The organism is Kitasatospora sp. NPDC036993, assembly GCF_055607525.1.
In genome coordinates, this window is the sequence record NZ_JBVJRP010000001.1 from 191648 (window position 1) to 207808 (window position 16161).

The window sequence follows — 16161 nt, forward strand, 5'->3', positions numbered from 1 at the left end:
GTCACGGTACCGGGTGGGACGGCGGACCCCCGGCCCGGGTGCCGTCGCACGCCGGGTCCCCGGGGGCCGCCATCGGTACGCCAATGCCAGGGCGCTCCCGTCGAGGCGGAGCAGCAACGCCTCGACGGGTCCGGCAGCGGGGGCCATCACCACACATGGCCCCCAGCCGGTGCTCTTCGTTCCCCCGTTCCCGCCGGCGCCGACTGTGGCGCCCGCGGTCTTCCCGAAGAGCAAGTCGCCACTCGGGCTGCGGTTGCCCGGACGACTTGGCGTGTCTCCACCCTCACAGCGTGACGTCCGGTGAACAAGTGCCGCCCGAGTGCATGTTCGCGCAATTGCAGCAATCTGCATCCCGGTGCTGGTGGGGAGGGCCGGGCGGCGGGTCGGATTCCGGTGAAGTCCGAGGCGGGGAAGGGGTGTCGGCGGTGTCCGGCGCCACCGCCTGTCGGCCGTGCACGGTCATAGCGGACGTGCGCGTTCCTGCACCGCCGGCGTGCTCCTGAGCTGCCCGTCCGCCCCCGGCGGCCAGCCCCGACGCGTTCCGGCCCGCGACGGCCCCCGAAGGCCCGCGCCGGGCCCGCGACCGGCCGCGCGCTCAGCGGGCCGGCAACCACCCCCGCGCCAGCCCGGCCGCCGTACCGCCCGCCGCGAGCACCCAGGCGAGCGCCAGCAGCAGGTACAGCCCGACGGCCAGCCCGCTGAAGCCCCCGAAGCCGGTGTGCCGGGCGAGCGCGGAGGCGCCGGTGACGCAGGTGCCGACCGGGAAGGTGTACGCCCACCACGTCATCGCGAACGGCATCCCGGCCCGGCGGGCGCGCAGGTTGGCGGTCAGCGCGACGGCCAGCCAGAGCATCGCGACGCCGATCACCGCCACGCCGTACAGCTCGGCCAGGTCGGTCATGGCGGGCGCCAGCGCGGGCAGCACCGGGCGGGCGGCGTCGGCGAGCTGGTGGACCGCGGTGACGGACTGGCCGAGCGGGCCGAGCACCAGGAACAGCGTGGGGGTGAGCGCCAGGGCGGGCAGCCTGCTGTGGAACAGCCCGGTGAAGACCACCGGCAGCAGCGCCAGGGTGGCGAGCAGGCCGATCCCGAACAGCGCCCAGCAGCCGTACAGCATGGCCTGCTGCGCCGTCCCGGCCGGCAGGTGCGGGACCAGCGCCGGGCCGCAGGCGGAGGCGACCAGCGGGGCGACCACCGGCAGCAGCCAGGTCGGGTTGGCCTCCAGGGCGGAGACCCGGTGCCGGGTGATCATCAGGTACGGGATGCCGCCCGCCACGGCCAGCGCGTACAGGGTGCCGAGGCTCCACAGCACGGTGTCCAGGGCGACCGCGAGGCCGGTGCCGATGACCCGGGAGCCGAGCAGCAGGGTGCCCAGACCGACCGCCAGCAGCGCCATCGGCGGGCAGCCGTAGAAGACCGCGGTGGCCGGGTTGTCCAGCAGCTGGGCGCGGGCCGCCTCGCGGTGCCGGGTGAGGTGGACCAGCCGGGCGGCGGCCAGCACCAGCAGGGCGGCCAGGCCGAGCGCCCACATCACCTCGCCGAAGCCGGTCAGCCCGGGCAGCCGCACCGGCAGCACGGCGGCGCCGTTCGCCAGGATCGCGGTACCCATCACGGCGGCGTACCAGTTGGGGCCGAGCTGGGCGAGGTCGAACCGGGAGCGGACGGCGGGGCGGGCGAGGGGGCCGATACCGGCCAGAGTGGACATGCTCCCACCGTCGCCCGGGGGCCCGGCCGCCGGTAGCGCCCCGACCTCTATGGGGGCATAGCCTGAATCTATGGCCCTCTCCCCGCACGTCCCCGAACTCGGCGCCCTGGAACTGCTGCTCGCGGTGGCCCGGCTGGGCAGCGTCGGACGGGCGGCGGCCGAGCTGGGCGTCAGCCAGCCGACCGCCAGCGCCCGGATCAAGGGCATGGAGCGGCAGATCGGCGTCCCGCTGCTGGACCGCTCGCCCCGGGGCAGCACGCCGACCGAGGCGGGCCGGCTGGTGGTCGAGTGGGCCCGGCAGGTGGTGGAGGCGGCGCAGGCGATGGACGCCGGGATCGACGCGCTGCGCGAGCGGCGGGACGCCAAGCTGCGGGTGGTGGCCAGCCTGACCGTCGCCGAGTACCTGATGCCCGGCTGGCTGCTGGGCCTGTCCGAGGCCAGCCCGGGGACGGCGGTGACGCTGCGGACGGCGAACTCGGCGGACGTCGCCGGACACGTCCTGGCCGGGGACGCCGACCTCGGCTTCGTCGAGGGCCCCTCCACCCCGCCCGGGCTGTCCGGCGCGGTGGTGGCGGCGGACCGGCTGGTGGTCGTGGTGGCGCCCGGCCACCCCTGGGCCCGGCGCCGGACCCCGCTGACCGGGGCCGAGCTGGCCGCCACCCCGCTGGTGCTGCGCGAGCCCGGCTCGGGCACCCGGGAGGTGCTGGAGACGGCCCTGCGGCCGTACGGGGGCGCGGCGCGGCCCTGGATGGAGCTGGCCTCGTCCACCGCGCTGAAGGGGGCCGCGATGACCGGGGCGGGGCCGGTCTGCCTGAGCGAGCTGGCGGTGGTGGAGGAGCTGGCCACCCGGCGGCTGGTCGAGGTGCCGCTGGCCCGGGAGCTGGACCTGCGGCGGCCGCTGCGCGCGGTGTGGCCGGCCGGGCAGCGGCCCGGCGGTCCCGCCAGGGCGCTGCTGGGGCTGACCCGGGGGTCCGCCGAACGTTCACCGAGAAGGTGAGCCGGAAAAGAATTGAGCGGAGTAGACTCAACTTAGTGCATGCTATTGGTGGCAGTGCGCTCCGGGTGGTGCCACCCGCCCGGCAGTGCGGCGCGCGGCAGTAGCGGTAGTACGAGCAGTAGCAGTAGCAGCAGTAGTGCAGGACGACGAGGGAGGACCCCCCAGCAGTGGACGCCAGCAAGTTCACCACCAAGACGCAGGACGCCCTGGCCGCCGCCATCCGGCAGGCGGGCACGGCCGGCAACCCGGACGTCAGGCCGGTGCACATCCTGATCGCCCTGCTGGAGCAGCCCGAGGGCATCGCCAGGCCCCTGCTGGAGGCGGTCGGGGCGGACCTCTCCCGCGTCGACGCCGAGGCGCGCCGCCAGGCGTCCGCGCTGCCCAGCGCGATGGGTTCGACGGTCGCCGCGCCGCAGCTCGCCCGGGACACCATCGCGGTGCTCACCGAGGCCGGCCGGCGCGCGGACGACCTGGACGACCAGTACGTCTCCACCGAGCACCTGATGGTCGGCCTGGCCGCCGAGGGCGGGGCGGTGGCCGAGCTGCTGGCGCAGCAGGGCGCGACGGCGAAGGCGCTGCTCGCCGCGTTCAAGGACGTCCGGGGCAGCGGCCGGGTCACCTCGCCGGACCCGGAGGGCACCTACAAGGCGCTGGAGAAGTACGGCACCGACCTCACCCAGGCCGCCAGGGACGGCAAGCTCGACCCGGTGATCGGCCGCGACCACGAGATCCGCCGGGTGGTCCAGGTGCTCTCCCGCCGGACCAAGAACAACCCGGTGCTGATCGGCGAGCCCGGCGTCGGCAAGACCGCCGTGGTCGAGGGCCTGGCCCAGCGCATCGTGGCCGGCGACGTGCCGGAGTCGCTGCGCGGCAAGCGGCTGGTCTCGCTGGACCTCGCCGCGATGGTCGCGGGCGCCAAGTTCCGCGGCGAGTTCGAGGAGCGGCTGAAGGCCGTCCTGAACGACATCAAGTCCTCCGACGGCCAGGTCGTCACCTTCATCGACGAGCTGCACACCATGGTCGGCGCGGGCGCCGGCGGCGACTCCGCGATGGACGCGGGCAACATGCTCAAGCCGATGCTGGCCCGCGGCGAGCTGCGGATGGTCGGCGCCACCACGCTGGACGAGTACCGCGAGCGGATCGAGAAGGACCCGGCCCTGGAGCGCCGCTTCCAGCAGGTGCTGGTCGGCGAGCCCAGCGTGGAGGACTCGATCGCCATCCTGCGCGGCCTCAAGGGCCGGTACGAGGCGCACCACAAGGTGCAGATCTCGGACGCCGCCCTGGTCGCCGCGGCCACCCTGTCCAACCGCTACATCACCTCCCGCTTCCTGCCCGACAAGGCGATCGACCTGGTCGACGAGGCGGCCTCCCGGCTGCGGATGGAGATCGACTCCTCCCCGGTCGAGATCGACGAACTCCAGCGCTCCGTGGACCGGTTGCGGATGGAGGAGCTGGCCCTGGAGAAGGAGTCGGACCCGGCCTCGGTGGACCGGCTGGCCCGGCTGCGGCGCGACCTCGCCGACAAGAGCGAGCAGTTGAGCGTGCTGACGGCGCGCTGGGACCAGGAGAAGAAGAGCCTCAACCGGGTCGGCGAGCTCAAGGAGCGGCTGGACGACCTGCACGGCGCACTCGAACGCGCCCAGCGCGACGGGGACTTCGAGCGGGCGTCCAAGCTGATGTACGCCGAGGTCCCGGCCGCCGAGAAGGAGCTCACCGACGCCCAGGAGCGGGCCGCCGGCCAGGACGCCTCCGCCTCGATGGTCAAGGAGGAGGTCGGCCCGGACGACGTGGCCGACGTGGTCGCCTCCTGGACGGGCATCCCGGCGGGCCGGCTGCTGGAGGGCGAGAGCGCCAAGCTCCTGCGCATGGAGGACGAGCTGGGCCGGCGCCTGATCGGCCAGCAGGAGGCCGTGCAGGCCGTCTCGGACGCGGTGCGGCGCACCCGCTCCGGCATCGCCGACCCGGACCGCCCGACCGGCTCCTTCCTCTTCCTCGGCCCGACCGGGGTCGGCAAGACCGAACTCGCCAAGGCCCTGGCCGACTTCCTGTTCGACGACCAGCGGGCGATGGTCAGGATCGACATGAGCGAGTACGGCGAGAAGCACTCGGTCTCCCGCCTGGTCGGCGCCCCGCCCGGGTACATCGGCTACGAGGAGGGCGGCCAGCTCACCGAGGCGGTCCGCCGCCGCCCGTACAGCGTGGTGCTGCTGGACGAGGTGGAGAAGGCGCACCCGGAGGTCTTCGACGTCCTGCTCCAGGTCCTGGACGACGGGCGGCTCACCGACGGCCAGGGCCGCACGGTGGACTTCCGCAACGCGATCCTGATCCTCACCTCCAACCTGGGCTCGCAGTACCTGGTGGACCCGGCCACCCCGGAGGCGGAGAAGCGGGAGCTGGTGCTGGGCGCCGTCCGGTCGGCGTTCAAGCCGGAGTTCCTCAACCGGCTGGACGACATCGTGGTCTTCGAGCCGCTGGGCACCGCCGAGCTGAGCCGGATCGTCGACCTCCAGGTGGCCCGTCTGGGCGAGCGGCTGCGCGAGCGGCGGCTCACCCTGGACGTCTCCGCGGCCGCCCGCGACTGGCTGGCGCTCACCGGCTACGACCCGGCGTACGGCGCCCGCCCGCTGCGCCGGCTGGTGCAGTCCGCGATCGGCGACCAGCTGGCCAGGGCGATCCTGTCCGGCACGGTGCACGACGGGGACACCGTGCTGGTCGAACGGGACGAGGAGGAGGACCGCCTCACCGTCCGCAGCCGGGGGCCGCTGGAGAAGTGACGCCGCCGGGCGTCCGGCACCCGGGCCGCTCCCTCCGCTCCGGCGGCGGGGGCGGCCCGTTCCGCGTCCCTGTTCACCACTCAGCCCCATCGATCCTCAACTCGCCCGGAGTGAGCCGGTGTTGCACGCGCCCAGGCCCCGCGGGCGCGCCCACCGCCGCCGCCCGGCTCGGCCGGCCGAGCCGTGCGCCGGGCGCGTGACGCGACTCCCGCACGCCCCTGCGCACAGTCGGCGCTCACACCCCGCGCACCCTCGGTGACCACCGTCCGCCGCACCGCCGCCGGGGCCCGCGACGACACCGGGGAGAACGCCGGACGAAGATCGGCACCGCCCTCGGACGCCCCTGTGAGCGGAGCCCCGAATGAGGCAGGATGGGAGGTGGAAAGGGCGGCCTCTCATTGCCGGCCACCACGTGCACTGAGGAAGAGGACCCCCATGAGCATCGACCCGTCGTCCATCCCGTCCTTCGGCGCGCCCCAGGGCGGCCGGCCCGGCGGCCAGGGCGGGGGGCCGGCCGGCCCGCCGCCGATCATCGTCCCGGACCAGGGCCTGGTCACCCAGCTGCTGGACCAGATGCAGCTCAAGCACGTCGTGGACGAGGAGGGCGACCTCACCGCCCCCTGGGAGGGCTTCCGCGTCTACTACATGTTCCGCGGCGAGCAGAAGGAACTCTTCGCGGTGCGCGCCTTCTACGACCGCGCGTACCCGCTGGAGAAGAAGGGCGAGATCCTCGACCTGATCGACGAGTGGAACCGCGAGACCCTCTGGCCGAAGGTCTACACCCACACCCACGAGGACGGCGTGGTCCGCCTGATCGGCGAGGCCCAGATGATCGTCGGCACCGGCGTCAACCTGGACTACTTCGTCACCACCACCGCCAACTGGACCCAGGCCGCGGTCGGCTTCGAGCAGTGGATCGTCGAGCGCCTCGGCCTCCAGAACGAGATCGAGGGCGAGGACGGCGAGGCCCCCGAGGGCACCGACGAGGCCTGATCCCGCCCCGGCACTCCGGTACGGCCCGCCACCGCCCCGGTGGCGGGCCGTCCTTGTCCCGGGCTCCCGGCTGTCCCAGGATGGGCCTGACGACAAGCCGTGAGGAGTCACCGATGGGTACCAGGCCGCTGCTGAACCGCCGACTGGCCGGGATGGGCACGACGATCTTCGCCGAGATGTCCGCCCTGGCCACGGCCACCGGATCGATCAACCTCGGCCAGGGATTCCCCGACACCGACGGGCCCGAGGAGGTCCGCGAGGCGGCCGTACGGGCGCTGCGCGAGGGCCGCGGCAACCAGTACCCGCCGGGGCCCGGCGTCCCCGAGCTGCGGGCCGCGATCGCCGGGCACCAGCAGCGCTTCCACGGCCTGTCCTACGACCCGGACACCGAGGTGCTGGTCACCGCCGGCGCCACCGAGGCCATCGCGGCCACCCTGCTGGCCCTGCTGGAGCCCGGCGACGAGGTGATCGCGTTCGAGCCGTTCTACGACTCGTACGCCGCCTGCATCGCGATGGCCGGCGCGACCCGTGTCCCGCTGACCCTGCGGGCCCCGTCCTTCCGCCCCGACCTCGACGAACTGCGCGCCCTGATCACCCCGCGCACCCGGCTGTTGCTGATCAACACCCCGCACAACCCGACCGGCACCGTGCTGACCGCCGAGGAGCTGCGCGGCATCGCGGAACTCGCCGTCGAGCACGACCTGTTGGTGGTCACCGACGAGGTCTACGAGCACCTGGTCTTCGGTGCCGCCCACCACCCGGTCGCCGCCCTGCCCGGCATGCGCGAACGTACGGTCTCGATCTCCTCGGCCGGCAAGACCTTCTCCTTCACCGGCTGGAAGGTCGGCTGGGTCACCGCGAGCCCGGCGCTGGTCACGGCCGTGCGCACGGCGAAGCAGTACCTCACCTACGTCAGCGCCGGCCCCTTCCAGTACGCCGTCGCCGAGGCCCTGCGGCTGCCCGACACGTACTTCGACACCCTGCGCGCCGACCTGCTGCGCAAGCGCGACCTGCTGGTCGACGGCCTCACCGCGGCCGGCTTCCGGGCCTTCACCCCCGAGGGCACCTACTTCGTCACCACCGACATCACCCCGCTCGGCGAGAAGGACGGCATCGAGTTCTGCCGTTCCCTGCCCGGCCGTTGCGGCGTCGTCGCCATCCCGAACGCGGTGTTCTACGACGACGTGGACGCGGGCCGTAGCCTGGTCCGCTTCACTTTCTGCAAAAAGGACGAGGTCCTCCAGGAGGCCGTCGCCCGCCTGCGGCGCCTGTGAGGGGCTGCGCGCCCCCTTTCACGCTCTTCGAACAGGCAGGACCGTGACCCGACACCAGTTCTGATTGATCATCAACTTCCTTGATCTGTAAGCATATTCACTACCCTGGAGGAGTTCGGAACGGTCCGTGAGGCACTCCCTCGCCGCCCTCCACGCCCCGTGCGTGGAGGGCGGCGGAGTGTGATGCACCCGAACAGCGCACACCCGGCGCGCACGGCGCACAATCCGGTGATAGGGGCGCGCGCTGTGCAGTCTCGTACACGGGCTCGATCAGACCCGGGAAGCAGGTGTGCCCGAAACGGTGAATGCTTGACAAAGTTGGGTAAATCACCGGCGGACCCGGCGTATTCGTGCTTCTCTGCTGCTGAATCTCCAGCCGGAATCCTTCCTTCCACGGTCGGCCGCGCCCAGGGCCGCACAGCCACGAACAGCCTCGCCATCGCCTAGGCCTACTCGGTGCTGCTCGGCGGGCGCGCACGGAGCTGAAACGCGGAGCCGAGCATGCTCACCACACTGCAAACCTCCTACACGGACACCCGGGCCGGTGACCTCGCCTGGTGCCTCGGCGGCGACCCGCTGCCCGCTCTCGCCGTCCGCGACCTGAGACTCGGCGGAGGCGGCCGCCCGGGCCCGTCCGGTACCCTCCAGCTGCGCCTGCTGGGCGCCTCCCACCAGGTGGTGATCGACGCGGGCCCCGGCCGGTGTCTGGAGACCGTCGCCTGCCTGCCCGGCCGCCGCACCCCGCTGCCGGCCAGGGTGGCCAAGCAGGTCGGCGGCTGGGAGTACGAGTTCGCCGCCCGGATCGAGGTGCTGCCGCCGCACGACTTCGCGGCCCGCGCCCAGGAACTGCTGGCCCTGGTCGAGGGGCACCCGCGGGGCCTGGCCGGGGTCTTCCCCGGCGACCCGAGCGCCTTCACCGCGCTGGTGACCCAGGGCGGCGAGGACCGGCTACTCTGGCGGACCTGGCACGCCTACCCGCAGGAGGGGCAGCTGGTGTGCACCCGCTCCTCGCTGGTGGTGTCCGGGGCACGGTCCTCCGAAGCCCGGACCGGAACCCCGATCCGGCCGTAGGCCGCCCGGGTGCAGGCCTACGAATCGTACGCAGGAACGGTTCGTCAATCCGACGTTGCTCACTGTCCGTCGAATGGGCGCAGCCATCCGTCCCGCACGTCCCCTAGCGTTTGTTCGTGATCAACCATCCGGCCGGTCCGCCCGCACGTCCGCGAGTGGACCTCGACGACGGCACCCCGCCCCGGCCCGGGCGAGGCCTCGCCCCGCTCCTGCCCACCCGCCGTCGCTCCCGGCTGCGCTCCAGTCCCCGGCTCGCCCGCCTGACCGTCCTGCTGGCCGCGTTCGTCTGCGCGGCCTGCGGACTGGTCTACGAACTCGAACTCGTGGCGCTCGGCGACTACCTGCTCGGGGACACCGTCACCCAGACCTCCGTCGTGCTCTCCGTCATGGTGTTCGCGATGGGCCTCGGCTCGCTGCTCGCCAAGCGGTTCACCAGCAGGCCCGCCACCGCCTTCGCCCTGGTCGAGTGCGCACTCGCCCTCACCGGCGGGCTCTCCGCCCTCGCGCTCTACTCCTGCTGGGCCTGGATCGGCCGCTACCAGGCCGCCATGGTCGGCCTCACCTGCCTGATCGGCATCCTGATCGGCGCCGAGATCCCGCTGCTGATGACCCTCATCCAGCGCATCCGCCGCGAGGACGCCGGACGGGCCGTCGCCGACCTGTTCGCCGCCGACTACGTCGGCGCGCTGATCGGCGGCCTCGCCTTCCCGTTCCTGATCCTGCCCGCCCTCGGCCCCGGCGACGGCGCGCTGCTCACCGGTGCCGTCAACGCCGTCGCCGGGGCGGCCGTGGTGCTCTGGCTGTTCCGCGAGGAACCGGCCCCCCGGACACGACGGCTGCTCTGGGGCGGCTGCCTGCTCGTCCTCGCCCTGCTCGCCGCGGCCGCGGCCGGCTCCGACGCGATCGAGCGCGCCGCCCGGCACGCCCTGTACGGCGACCAGGTCCGCTACGCGACCCGCAGCCGGCACCAGGAGATCGTGCTCACCGGCCCCGCCGAGGGCCCGCTCCGGCTCTATCTGGACGGCCGGCTCGCGGTCTGCGGGCCCGACGAGTACCGGGGCAGCGAGGGCCTGGTGCACCCCGCCATGGCGGCCGGCCCCGACGCCCGGGTCCTGCTGCTCGGCGGCGGCGACGGGCTCGCCCTGCGGGAGGTGCTGCGGCACCGGGGCGTCCGCTCCGTGCGGCTGGTCGACGCCGACCCCGCCCTCCCCCGGCTCGCCCGCACCGACCCCGCGCTCTCCGCGCTCGGCGGCCGCTCGCTGGACGACCCCAGGGTCGGCACCACCGCGGCCGACCCGATGGCCTGGCTGCGCGGCGCCGGCGCCTCCGGCGGGGACGGACCGTACGACGTGGTGCTCGCCGACCTCCCGGCACCGGCCGACGGCGGGCCGGTCAAGTTCCACTCCCAGGAGTTCTACGGCCTCGCCACCCGGCTGCTCTCCCCCGGCGGCCGGATCGCCGTCCGCGCCGGGAGCGACCTGGACGGCCTCTGGCAGATCGACTCGGGCCTGCGGACCGCGGGCCTGCAGACCGCCCCGTACGCCGTCCCCGGCAGTGCCACCGCCAGCTGCCGGCCCGGCCCGCAGGACGGCGCCCAGAACTTCCTGCTCGCCGCCGCCGCCCGGCCGCCGCTCACCCTCGCTCCCGACGCCCCGCCGCCCCGCGCCCTCACCCCCGACACCCTCCGCGGCTCCACCACCCGCCTCTCCGCGCTCCGCCCCGCCCGCCCCCCGGCCGCCCTCACCCTCCTCGGGCCCCGCTGACACCGCGGCCCGGGCGGGCCCGCTCCCGGGGCCGGCGGCGATGGTGCGACGACCAAGGGAACGGGTGGGGTGGGAAAAGTCGGATGGTGGTGGGTAGGGACCGGGCGGGGACCAGTCGGTAGGCTCCGTGGCATGGAGCATGAGGTTGTCGTCCCGATGTCCGCCGAGCCGGTGCGCCAGGCCCTGCAGGATCCGGCGCTGCTGGCCCGGAGCGTGCCGGGGCTGAGCACCGAGCCGGCCGCGGTCGGCGCCGGTGCGGCCGAGGAGATCAGCGGCCGGCTGAAGCTGCGGGTCGGCGGCTCCACGATCACGTACAAGGGCGTGCTGTCGCTGATCGAGGGCCGGGAGGGTGTGCTGACCGTGCTCGCCGAGGGCGAGGAGGTCCGGGGCAGCGGTGAGGTGACCGCCACCGTACGGGTCAGCGTCGCGGACGGTGCCGAGGACGGCACCGCGACGATCCGCTTCACCGGCGACCTGAGCGCCACCGGCCGGCTGACCGAGTTCGACGAGGAGACCCTCGACGCCACCGGCCGCCGCCTGCTGGACCGGTTCGCCGCCGCGCTGGCCGCCCCGGAGGGCGAGCAGCCGCAGGACCAGGATCAGGACGAGGACACGGACCAGGACCAGGGCTCGGCCGCGGCCGCGGCCGGGGTGGTCTTCATCGAGGATCGCCAGGACCGGCCCGGCGACGACCTGGACGACGACCTCTCCGACCTGATCGCCTTCTCCGACGCCGACGCCGAGCGCTTCGGCCTGCCCACCGGCTCGTCCGACGAGGACGACGTCGACGAGGACGACGTCGACGGCGAGGACCCGGACGGCCCCGCCGAGCAGGACTCCGTCGCCGAGGAGATCCCCGCCGAGCCGCTCTTCGCGTACGAGGAGGAGCCGGTGCTCACCGGCCCGGTGCGCCGCAGCATCGTCGGCCGGTCCGCCGAGGAGGTGGACCACGCCCCGCCGCGCGGCCCGTACGCCCCGGCGCTGCCCGCCCGCAGTGCGCGGGCCCGGGCGGCGTCCCGCTGGGGCGGCGAGGTCGGCGGGATCGTGGTGCCCGGCACCGGCGGCCGCAGCGCGGTGCCGTGGGTGATCGGCGGCTCGGTGGCGCTGCTGGGCGGGGCCGTGGTGCTGGTCAGGGCGCTGCGCCGGCGCTGAGCCCGGAGCGCCGGGCCCGTGCCCAGGGCCTAGACTGAACGCTCATGAGCAACGACCGCGACGCCCTGCTGGCGCAGATCAAGGACAAGGCCGTCGTGCACGGCAAGGTCACCCTCTCCTCCGGCAAGGAGGCCGACTACTACGTCGACCTGCGCCGGATCACGCTGGACGGCGTGGCCGCCCCGCTGGTCGGCCGGGTGATGCTGGACGCGACCTCGCACCTGGAGTACGACGCCGTCGGCGGTCTGACCCTGGGTGCCGACCCGGTGGCCGCCTCGATGCTGCACGCCGCCGCCGCGCGCGGGCAGCAGCTGGACGCCTTCGTGGTCCGCAAGGCCGGCAAGGCCCACGGCCTCCAGCGCCGGATCGAGGGCCCGGAGGTCAAGGGCCGCCGGGTGCTGGCGGTCGAGGACACCTCCACCACCGGCGGCTCGGTGCTGACCGCCGTGGAGGCGCTGCGCGAGGCGGGTGCCGAGGTGGTCGGCGTCGCGGTGATCGTGGAGCGCGGCGGCGCGGCCGCCATCGAGGCGCAGGGCCTGGAGTACGTGACCGCGTACACCCTGGACGACCTGGGTCTCTGACCTCCACGGGCACGACGAACGGCTGAGGGCCGGTGCTGTTTCACGTGAAACAGCACCGGCCCTCAGCCGTGTGCGGGACGCCGTATGGCAGGACGCCGGGCGCAGGGCGCCGGGCGCTCAGCCCCGCCGGTGCCGGCCGTTGCCGGCCTGGACCGCGCTCTCGCCGCCGTCGTCCTCGGCGCCGCCGCCCGCCCGCTTCTTCTTCCGCTCGCGCACGACCTCGATCAGGATCGGCGAGACCGACAGCAGCACGATCAGCAGCACCGCGGGGATCAGGTACTTGTCGATCACCGGGGCGAGCGCGTCACCGAAGAAGTAGCCGGTCAGCAGCATGGACTCGGTCCACAGCACACCGCCGACCACGTTCCAGACGAAGAAGGTCCGCGCGGGCATCTCCAGGGTGCCGGCGACCGGGTTCAGGAACGTGCGGACGATCGGCATGAAGCGGGCCAGCACCACGGCCTTGCCGGAGCCGAACTTGTTGAAGTACTCCTCCGCCTTCACCACGTACTCGCGGCGGAAGATCTTCGAGTCGGGCTTGTCGAACATCTTCGGCCCGACCTTGACGCCGATCAGGTGCCCGAGCTGGGCTCCGGCGATCGCCGCGATCGGGCAGCCGATCAGCAGGACGGCGATCGGCAGCTTGGCGCCGTCGCCGAGCACTGAGGAGGCGGCGTTCGAGGCGGCGACACCCGCGAGGATCAGCAGCGAGTCACCCGGGAAGAAGAAGCCGACCAGCAGGCCGGTCTCCGCGAAGATGATCGCGATCAGCCCGATGGCGCCGAGGGACGAGATCAGGGATTTGGCGTCGAGCAGGTTGACGGCCAGCTGGTTGTAGTCCACGGGCGCAGGATAGCGGGCGCACCTTGCGAACGAGCGGGCGTCCCCGTCCCGTCGGCCCCGGCCGAGACCGCCCGGGGCCCGCCCGGCGGACCGCCGCGGGCCCGCAGCGCGCGGCGTTCCGCATGGCGGGCTCCTGCTGACCGGCGAGCACGAGTCTGGGAAGATGGCGAAGGCGTCCGGTCCGCGGTGGCACACCACCCTCATGGCCGTACCGCGCAGGTCGCCGCGAAGCTTGGTGCCGGAGAGCCACACCGCAACGCCGCGCGTCGGCGGTCCGGCACGGAGTCGTCACGAAGGCGTACACAGCGTCGGACAGCACCGTCCGTACGCCGCAACCCGACAGGAGCGGATCGCATGCCCATCGCAACTCCCGAGGTCTACAACGAGATGCTCGACCGGGCCAAGGCGGGCAAGTTCGCCTACCCGGCCATCAACGTCACGTCGTCGCAGACCCTGCACGCCGCGCTGCGTGGTTTCGCCGAGGCCGAGAGCGACGGCATCATCCAGATCTCGACGGGTGGCGCGGAGTTCCTGGGCGGCCAGCACAGCAAGGACATGGTGACCGGCGCCGTCGCGCTCGCCGAGTTCGCCCACATCGTCGCCGCCAAGTACGACATCACCGTCGCGCTGCACACCGACCACTGCCCGAAGGACAAGCTGGACGGCTACGTCCGTCCGCTGCTGGCGGTCTCCGCCGAGCGCGTGGCCAGGGGCGAGAACCCGCTGTTCCAGTCGCACATGTGGGACGGCTCGGCCGAGACCCTCGCCGACAACCTGGCCATCGCCCAGGAGCTGCTGGCCCAGGCCGCCGCCGCCAGGATCATCCTTGAGGTCGAGATCACCCCGACCGGTGGCGAGGAGGACGGCGTCACCCACGAGATCAACGACGAGCTGTACACCACCGTCAACGACGTCGTGCGCACCGCCGAGGCGCTGGGCCTGGGCGAGAAGGGCCGCTACCTGCTGGCCGCGTCCTTCGGCAACGTCCACGGCGTGTACAAGCCGGGCAACGTCGTGCTGAAGCCGGAGCTGCTGCGCGAGCTCCAGGACGCGATCGGCAAGCAGTACGGCAAGACCGACCCGTTCGACTTCGTCTTCCACGGTGGATCGGGCTCCAGCACCGAGGAGATCGCCACCGCGCTGGAGAACGGCGTCGTGAAGATGAACCTGGACACCGACACCCAGTACGCCTTCACCCGCCCGGTGGCCGGCCACATGTTCGCCAACTACGACGGCGTGCTGAAGGTCGACGGCGAGGTCGGCAAGAAGAACACCTACGACCCGCGCACCTGGGGCAAGCTGGCCGAGGCCGGCATGGCCGCCCGCGTGCGCGAGGCCGCCGAGCAGCTGCGTTCGGCGGGCAAGCGCCTGAAGTGAGCCCGGTCGCCGTCACCACCTGACGGCGCGCGAAGGCCAGGCAGAACAAGGGGTGCCCCCGGCGGAGGACCGCCGGGGGCACCCGTTCGTCGGGTCGCCGTCCGCTCGGGCTACTGCTTGAGCTCCGCGTACGCCTCCGCGCTGCTGTCCTTCAGGAACTGCCAGCAGCGGGCCTCCTCCTCGGTCTCCTTGATCGCGCCGGCCGCCCGCGCGAGCGCGGCCAGGCAGCGCAGGAAGCCGCGGTTGCCGCGGTGCTCCCACGGCACCGGGCCGTGGCCCTTCCAGCCGTTGCGCCGCAACGCGTCCAGACCGCGGTGGTAGCCGGTGCGGGCGTAGGCGTACGACTCGACGTAGCGGCCGGCCGCGTAGGCGTCGTCGGCGAGCATCGCCCAGGCCAGGCAGAAGACCGGGAACTCGGCCGCCACCTGGGTCGGGGAGGCCGACTCCTCCGCCAGCATGCGGTAGGGCCGCTCCTCCTCCGGGAGGAGGGTCGGTTCGGGACCGTCGAGAAGGTTCCTGTGAATCGCCATGCCCTGAAGTCTGCCACCCGAGACGCAGGGGTCAACCGCCGTCCCGTGACGGCCGCCGCTCCGGGCGGCCACACCGCGGCCGGGGTGTGTGGACATTCACCCGTTCGCCGTGCCACTGTGAAGATCATGTCCGCAGCCAGATCCGACGGCAGGCGGGTCGCGCCGCCCCGGAAGGGCGGTCGCCGACGCCGCAGGACGCCTCGGAGATCCGGCCCTGGCATGCTCATGGCACTGGTGGCCGCCCTGCTGGTGCTGGGCGCCACGGCGGTCGTGCTGACCCGTTCCACCGGAACCCCGGCCGCCGCCCCGGCCATCCAGGCGAGGGTCGCCCCGCCCGCCGAGCAGGCCCCCTCGGCGGCACCGGCAGACGCCCTGACCCCGCCGCCGGCACCCGCCCCGGCCGTCACCCAGCCGCCCCCGCCGGCCCCCGCACCGCCCACCCCCACCGCGCCCGACCCTGGCCCCGCCCAGGGCGCGGGCACCTTCACCGTCGCCCCCGCCACCGCCGAACCGGTCGGGCACGGCAACGTGCGCCGCTACCGGGTCGAGGTCGAGGACGGCATCGGGATCGACGCGACGGCCGCCGCCACACAGATCCACGGCATCCTCGGCGACAAGCGCGGCTGGACCAACGACCGCAAGAACGGCTTCCGGCTGGTCGCGAACGGCTCGTACGACTTCACCGTGAAGATCGCCTCGCCGGCCACCGTGGACCGGATCTGCGGCGCCTCGGGCCTGGACACCCACGGCGAGGTCAACTGCAACGTCGGCAACCAGGTGCTCGTCAACTCCAAGCGCTGGAACACCGGTTCACCCCAGTTCAGCGGGCCGCTGGAGGAGTACCGGGCCCTGATCGTCAACCACGAGGTGGGCCACCGGATCGGCCACGGGCACGAGGGCTGCCCCGGCCCCGGCAAGCCCGCGCCCGCGATGATGCAGCAGATCTACGGTCTCAAGGGCTGTACGCCCAACGCCTGGCCGTACACGGCGGAGGGCACCTACCAGAGCGGCCCCTCCGTCCCGTAGGGCGACGGAGCCGGGGCGCTCCGGGGCCGGGGCGCTCCGGGGCCGGGGCGCTCCGGGGCCGGGGCGCTCCGGGGC

General features: G+C 73.6%; 13 protein-coding genes. 10 read left to right on the top strand and 3 right to left on the bottom strand.

Translation table 11 applies throughout. The annotated features are described in order from the left end of the window. Positions 1–595: 595 nt before the first annotated feature. Positions 596–1705, bottom strand: a complete 1110-nt coding sequence (locus ACZ7C5_RS00895; RefSeq protein WP_470321649.1) for a TDT family transporter — start codon at positions 1703–1705, stop codon at positions 596–598. 70 nt (positions 1706–1775) lie between these two features. Here ACZ7C5_RS00895 and ACZ7C5_RS00900 point away from each other — a divergent pair, with 70 nt between their 5' ends. From ACZ7C5_RS00900 to pyrE, 8 genes are all read left to right on the top strand, one after another. Beyond that, positions 1776–2702, top strand: a complete 927-nt coding sequence (locus ACZ7C5_RS00900; protein ID WP_188295090.1) for a LysR family transcriptional regulator — start codon at positions 1776–1778, stop codon at positions 2700–2702. A 167-nt stretch (positions 2703–2869) separates the two neighbouring features. Then, complete coding sequence (gene clpB / locus ACZ7C5_RS00905; protein ID WP_401080879.1) at positions 2870–5476, top strand: ATP-dependent chaperone ClpB; 2607 nt, start codon at positions 2870–2872, stop codon at positions 5474–5476. A gap of 435 nt (positions 5477–5911) precedes the next feature. Then, a complete protein-coding gene (locus tag ACZ7C5_RS00910; protein ID WP_401080881.1) occupies positions 5912–6469 on the top strand; it encodes a type III secretion system chaperone family protein in 558 nt (185 codons plus the stop codon). Positions 6470–6582: 113 nt separating this feature from the next. Continuing rightward, a complete protein-coding gene (locus ACZ7C5_RS00915) occupies positions 6583–7743 on the top strand; it encodes a pyridoxal phosphate-dependent aminotransferase (RefSeq protein ID WP_401080884.1) in 1161 nt (386 codons plus the stop codon). A 501-nt stretch (positions 7744–8244) separates the two neighbouring features. Next, positions 8245–8814 carry a DUF2617 family protein gene (locus tag ACZ7C5_RS00920; protein ID WP_401080887.1) on the top strand — a complete coding sequence of 190 codons (570 nt, stop codon included), beginning with the start codon at positions 8245–8247 and terminating at the stop codon, positions 8812–8814. Positions 8815–8930: 116 nt separating this feature from the next. Then, positions 8931–10577 carry a polyamine aminopropyltransferase gene (locus tag ACZ7C5_RS00925; protein ID WP_401080889.1) on the top strand — a complete coding sequence of 549 codons (1647 nt, stop codon included), beginning with the start codon at positions 8931–8933 and terminating at the stop codon, positions 10575–10577. A 132-nt stretch (positions 10578–10709) separates the two neighbouring features. Then, positions 10710–11729, top strand: coding sequence for an SRPBCC family protein (locus ACZ7C5_RS00930; protein ID WP_401080892.1), 1020 nt, complete (start codon positions 10710–10712; stop codon positions 11727–11729). A gap of 44 nt (positions 11730–11773) precedes the next feature. After that, entirely contained in the window at positions 11774–12310 is a 537-nt protein-coding gene (pyrE, locus tag ACZ7C5_RS00935; protein ID WP_188295096.1) for an orotate phosphoribosyltransferase, read from the top strand. Between the two features lie 117 nt (positions 12311–12427). On the opposite strand, the gene ACZ7C5_RS00940 is transcribed toward pyrE, so the two are convergent. Beyond that, positions 12428–13153, bottom strand: coding sequence for a DedA family protein (locus tag ACZ7C5_RS00940; RefSeq protein ID WP_401080896.1), 726 nt, complete (start codon positions 13151–13153; stop codon positions 12428–12430). A gap of 354 nt (positions 13154–13507) precedes the next feature. On the opposite strand from ACZ7C5_RS00940, the gene fbaA reads away from it, so the two are divergent. Further along, on the top strand, positions 13508–14530 hold the full coding sequence (gene fbaA / locus ACZ7C5_RS00945) for a class II fructose-bisphosphate aldolase (RefSeq protein WP_470321650.1): 1023 nt from the start codon (positions 13508–13510) through the stop codon (positions 14528–14530). A gap of 110 nt (positions 14531–14640) precedes the next feature. On the opposite strand, the gene ACZ7C5_RS00950 is transcribed toward fbaA, so the two are convergent. Next, positions 14641–15060 carry a DUF3151 domain-containing protein gene (locus tag ACZ7C5_RS00950; RefSeq protein ID WP_049659647.1) on the bottom strand — a complete coding sequence of 140 codons (420 nt, stop codon included), beginning with the start codon at positions 15058–15060 and terminating at the stop codon, positions 14641–14643. Positions 15061–15279: 219 nt separating this feature from the next. On the opposite strand from ACZ7C5_RS00950, the gene ACZ7C5_RS00955 reads away from it, so the two are divergent. Continuing rightward, complete coding sequence (locus ACZ7C5_RS00955) at positions 15280–16086, top strand: DUF3152 domain-containing protein (RefSeq protein WP_470321651.1); 807 nt, start codon at positions 15280–15282, stop codon at positions 16084–16086. The last annotated feature ends 75 nt before the right edge of the window (positions 16087–16161 follow it).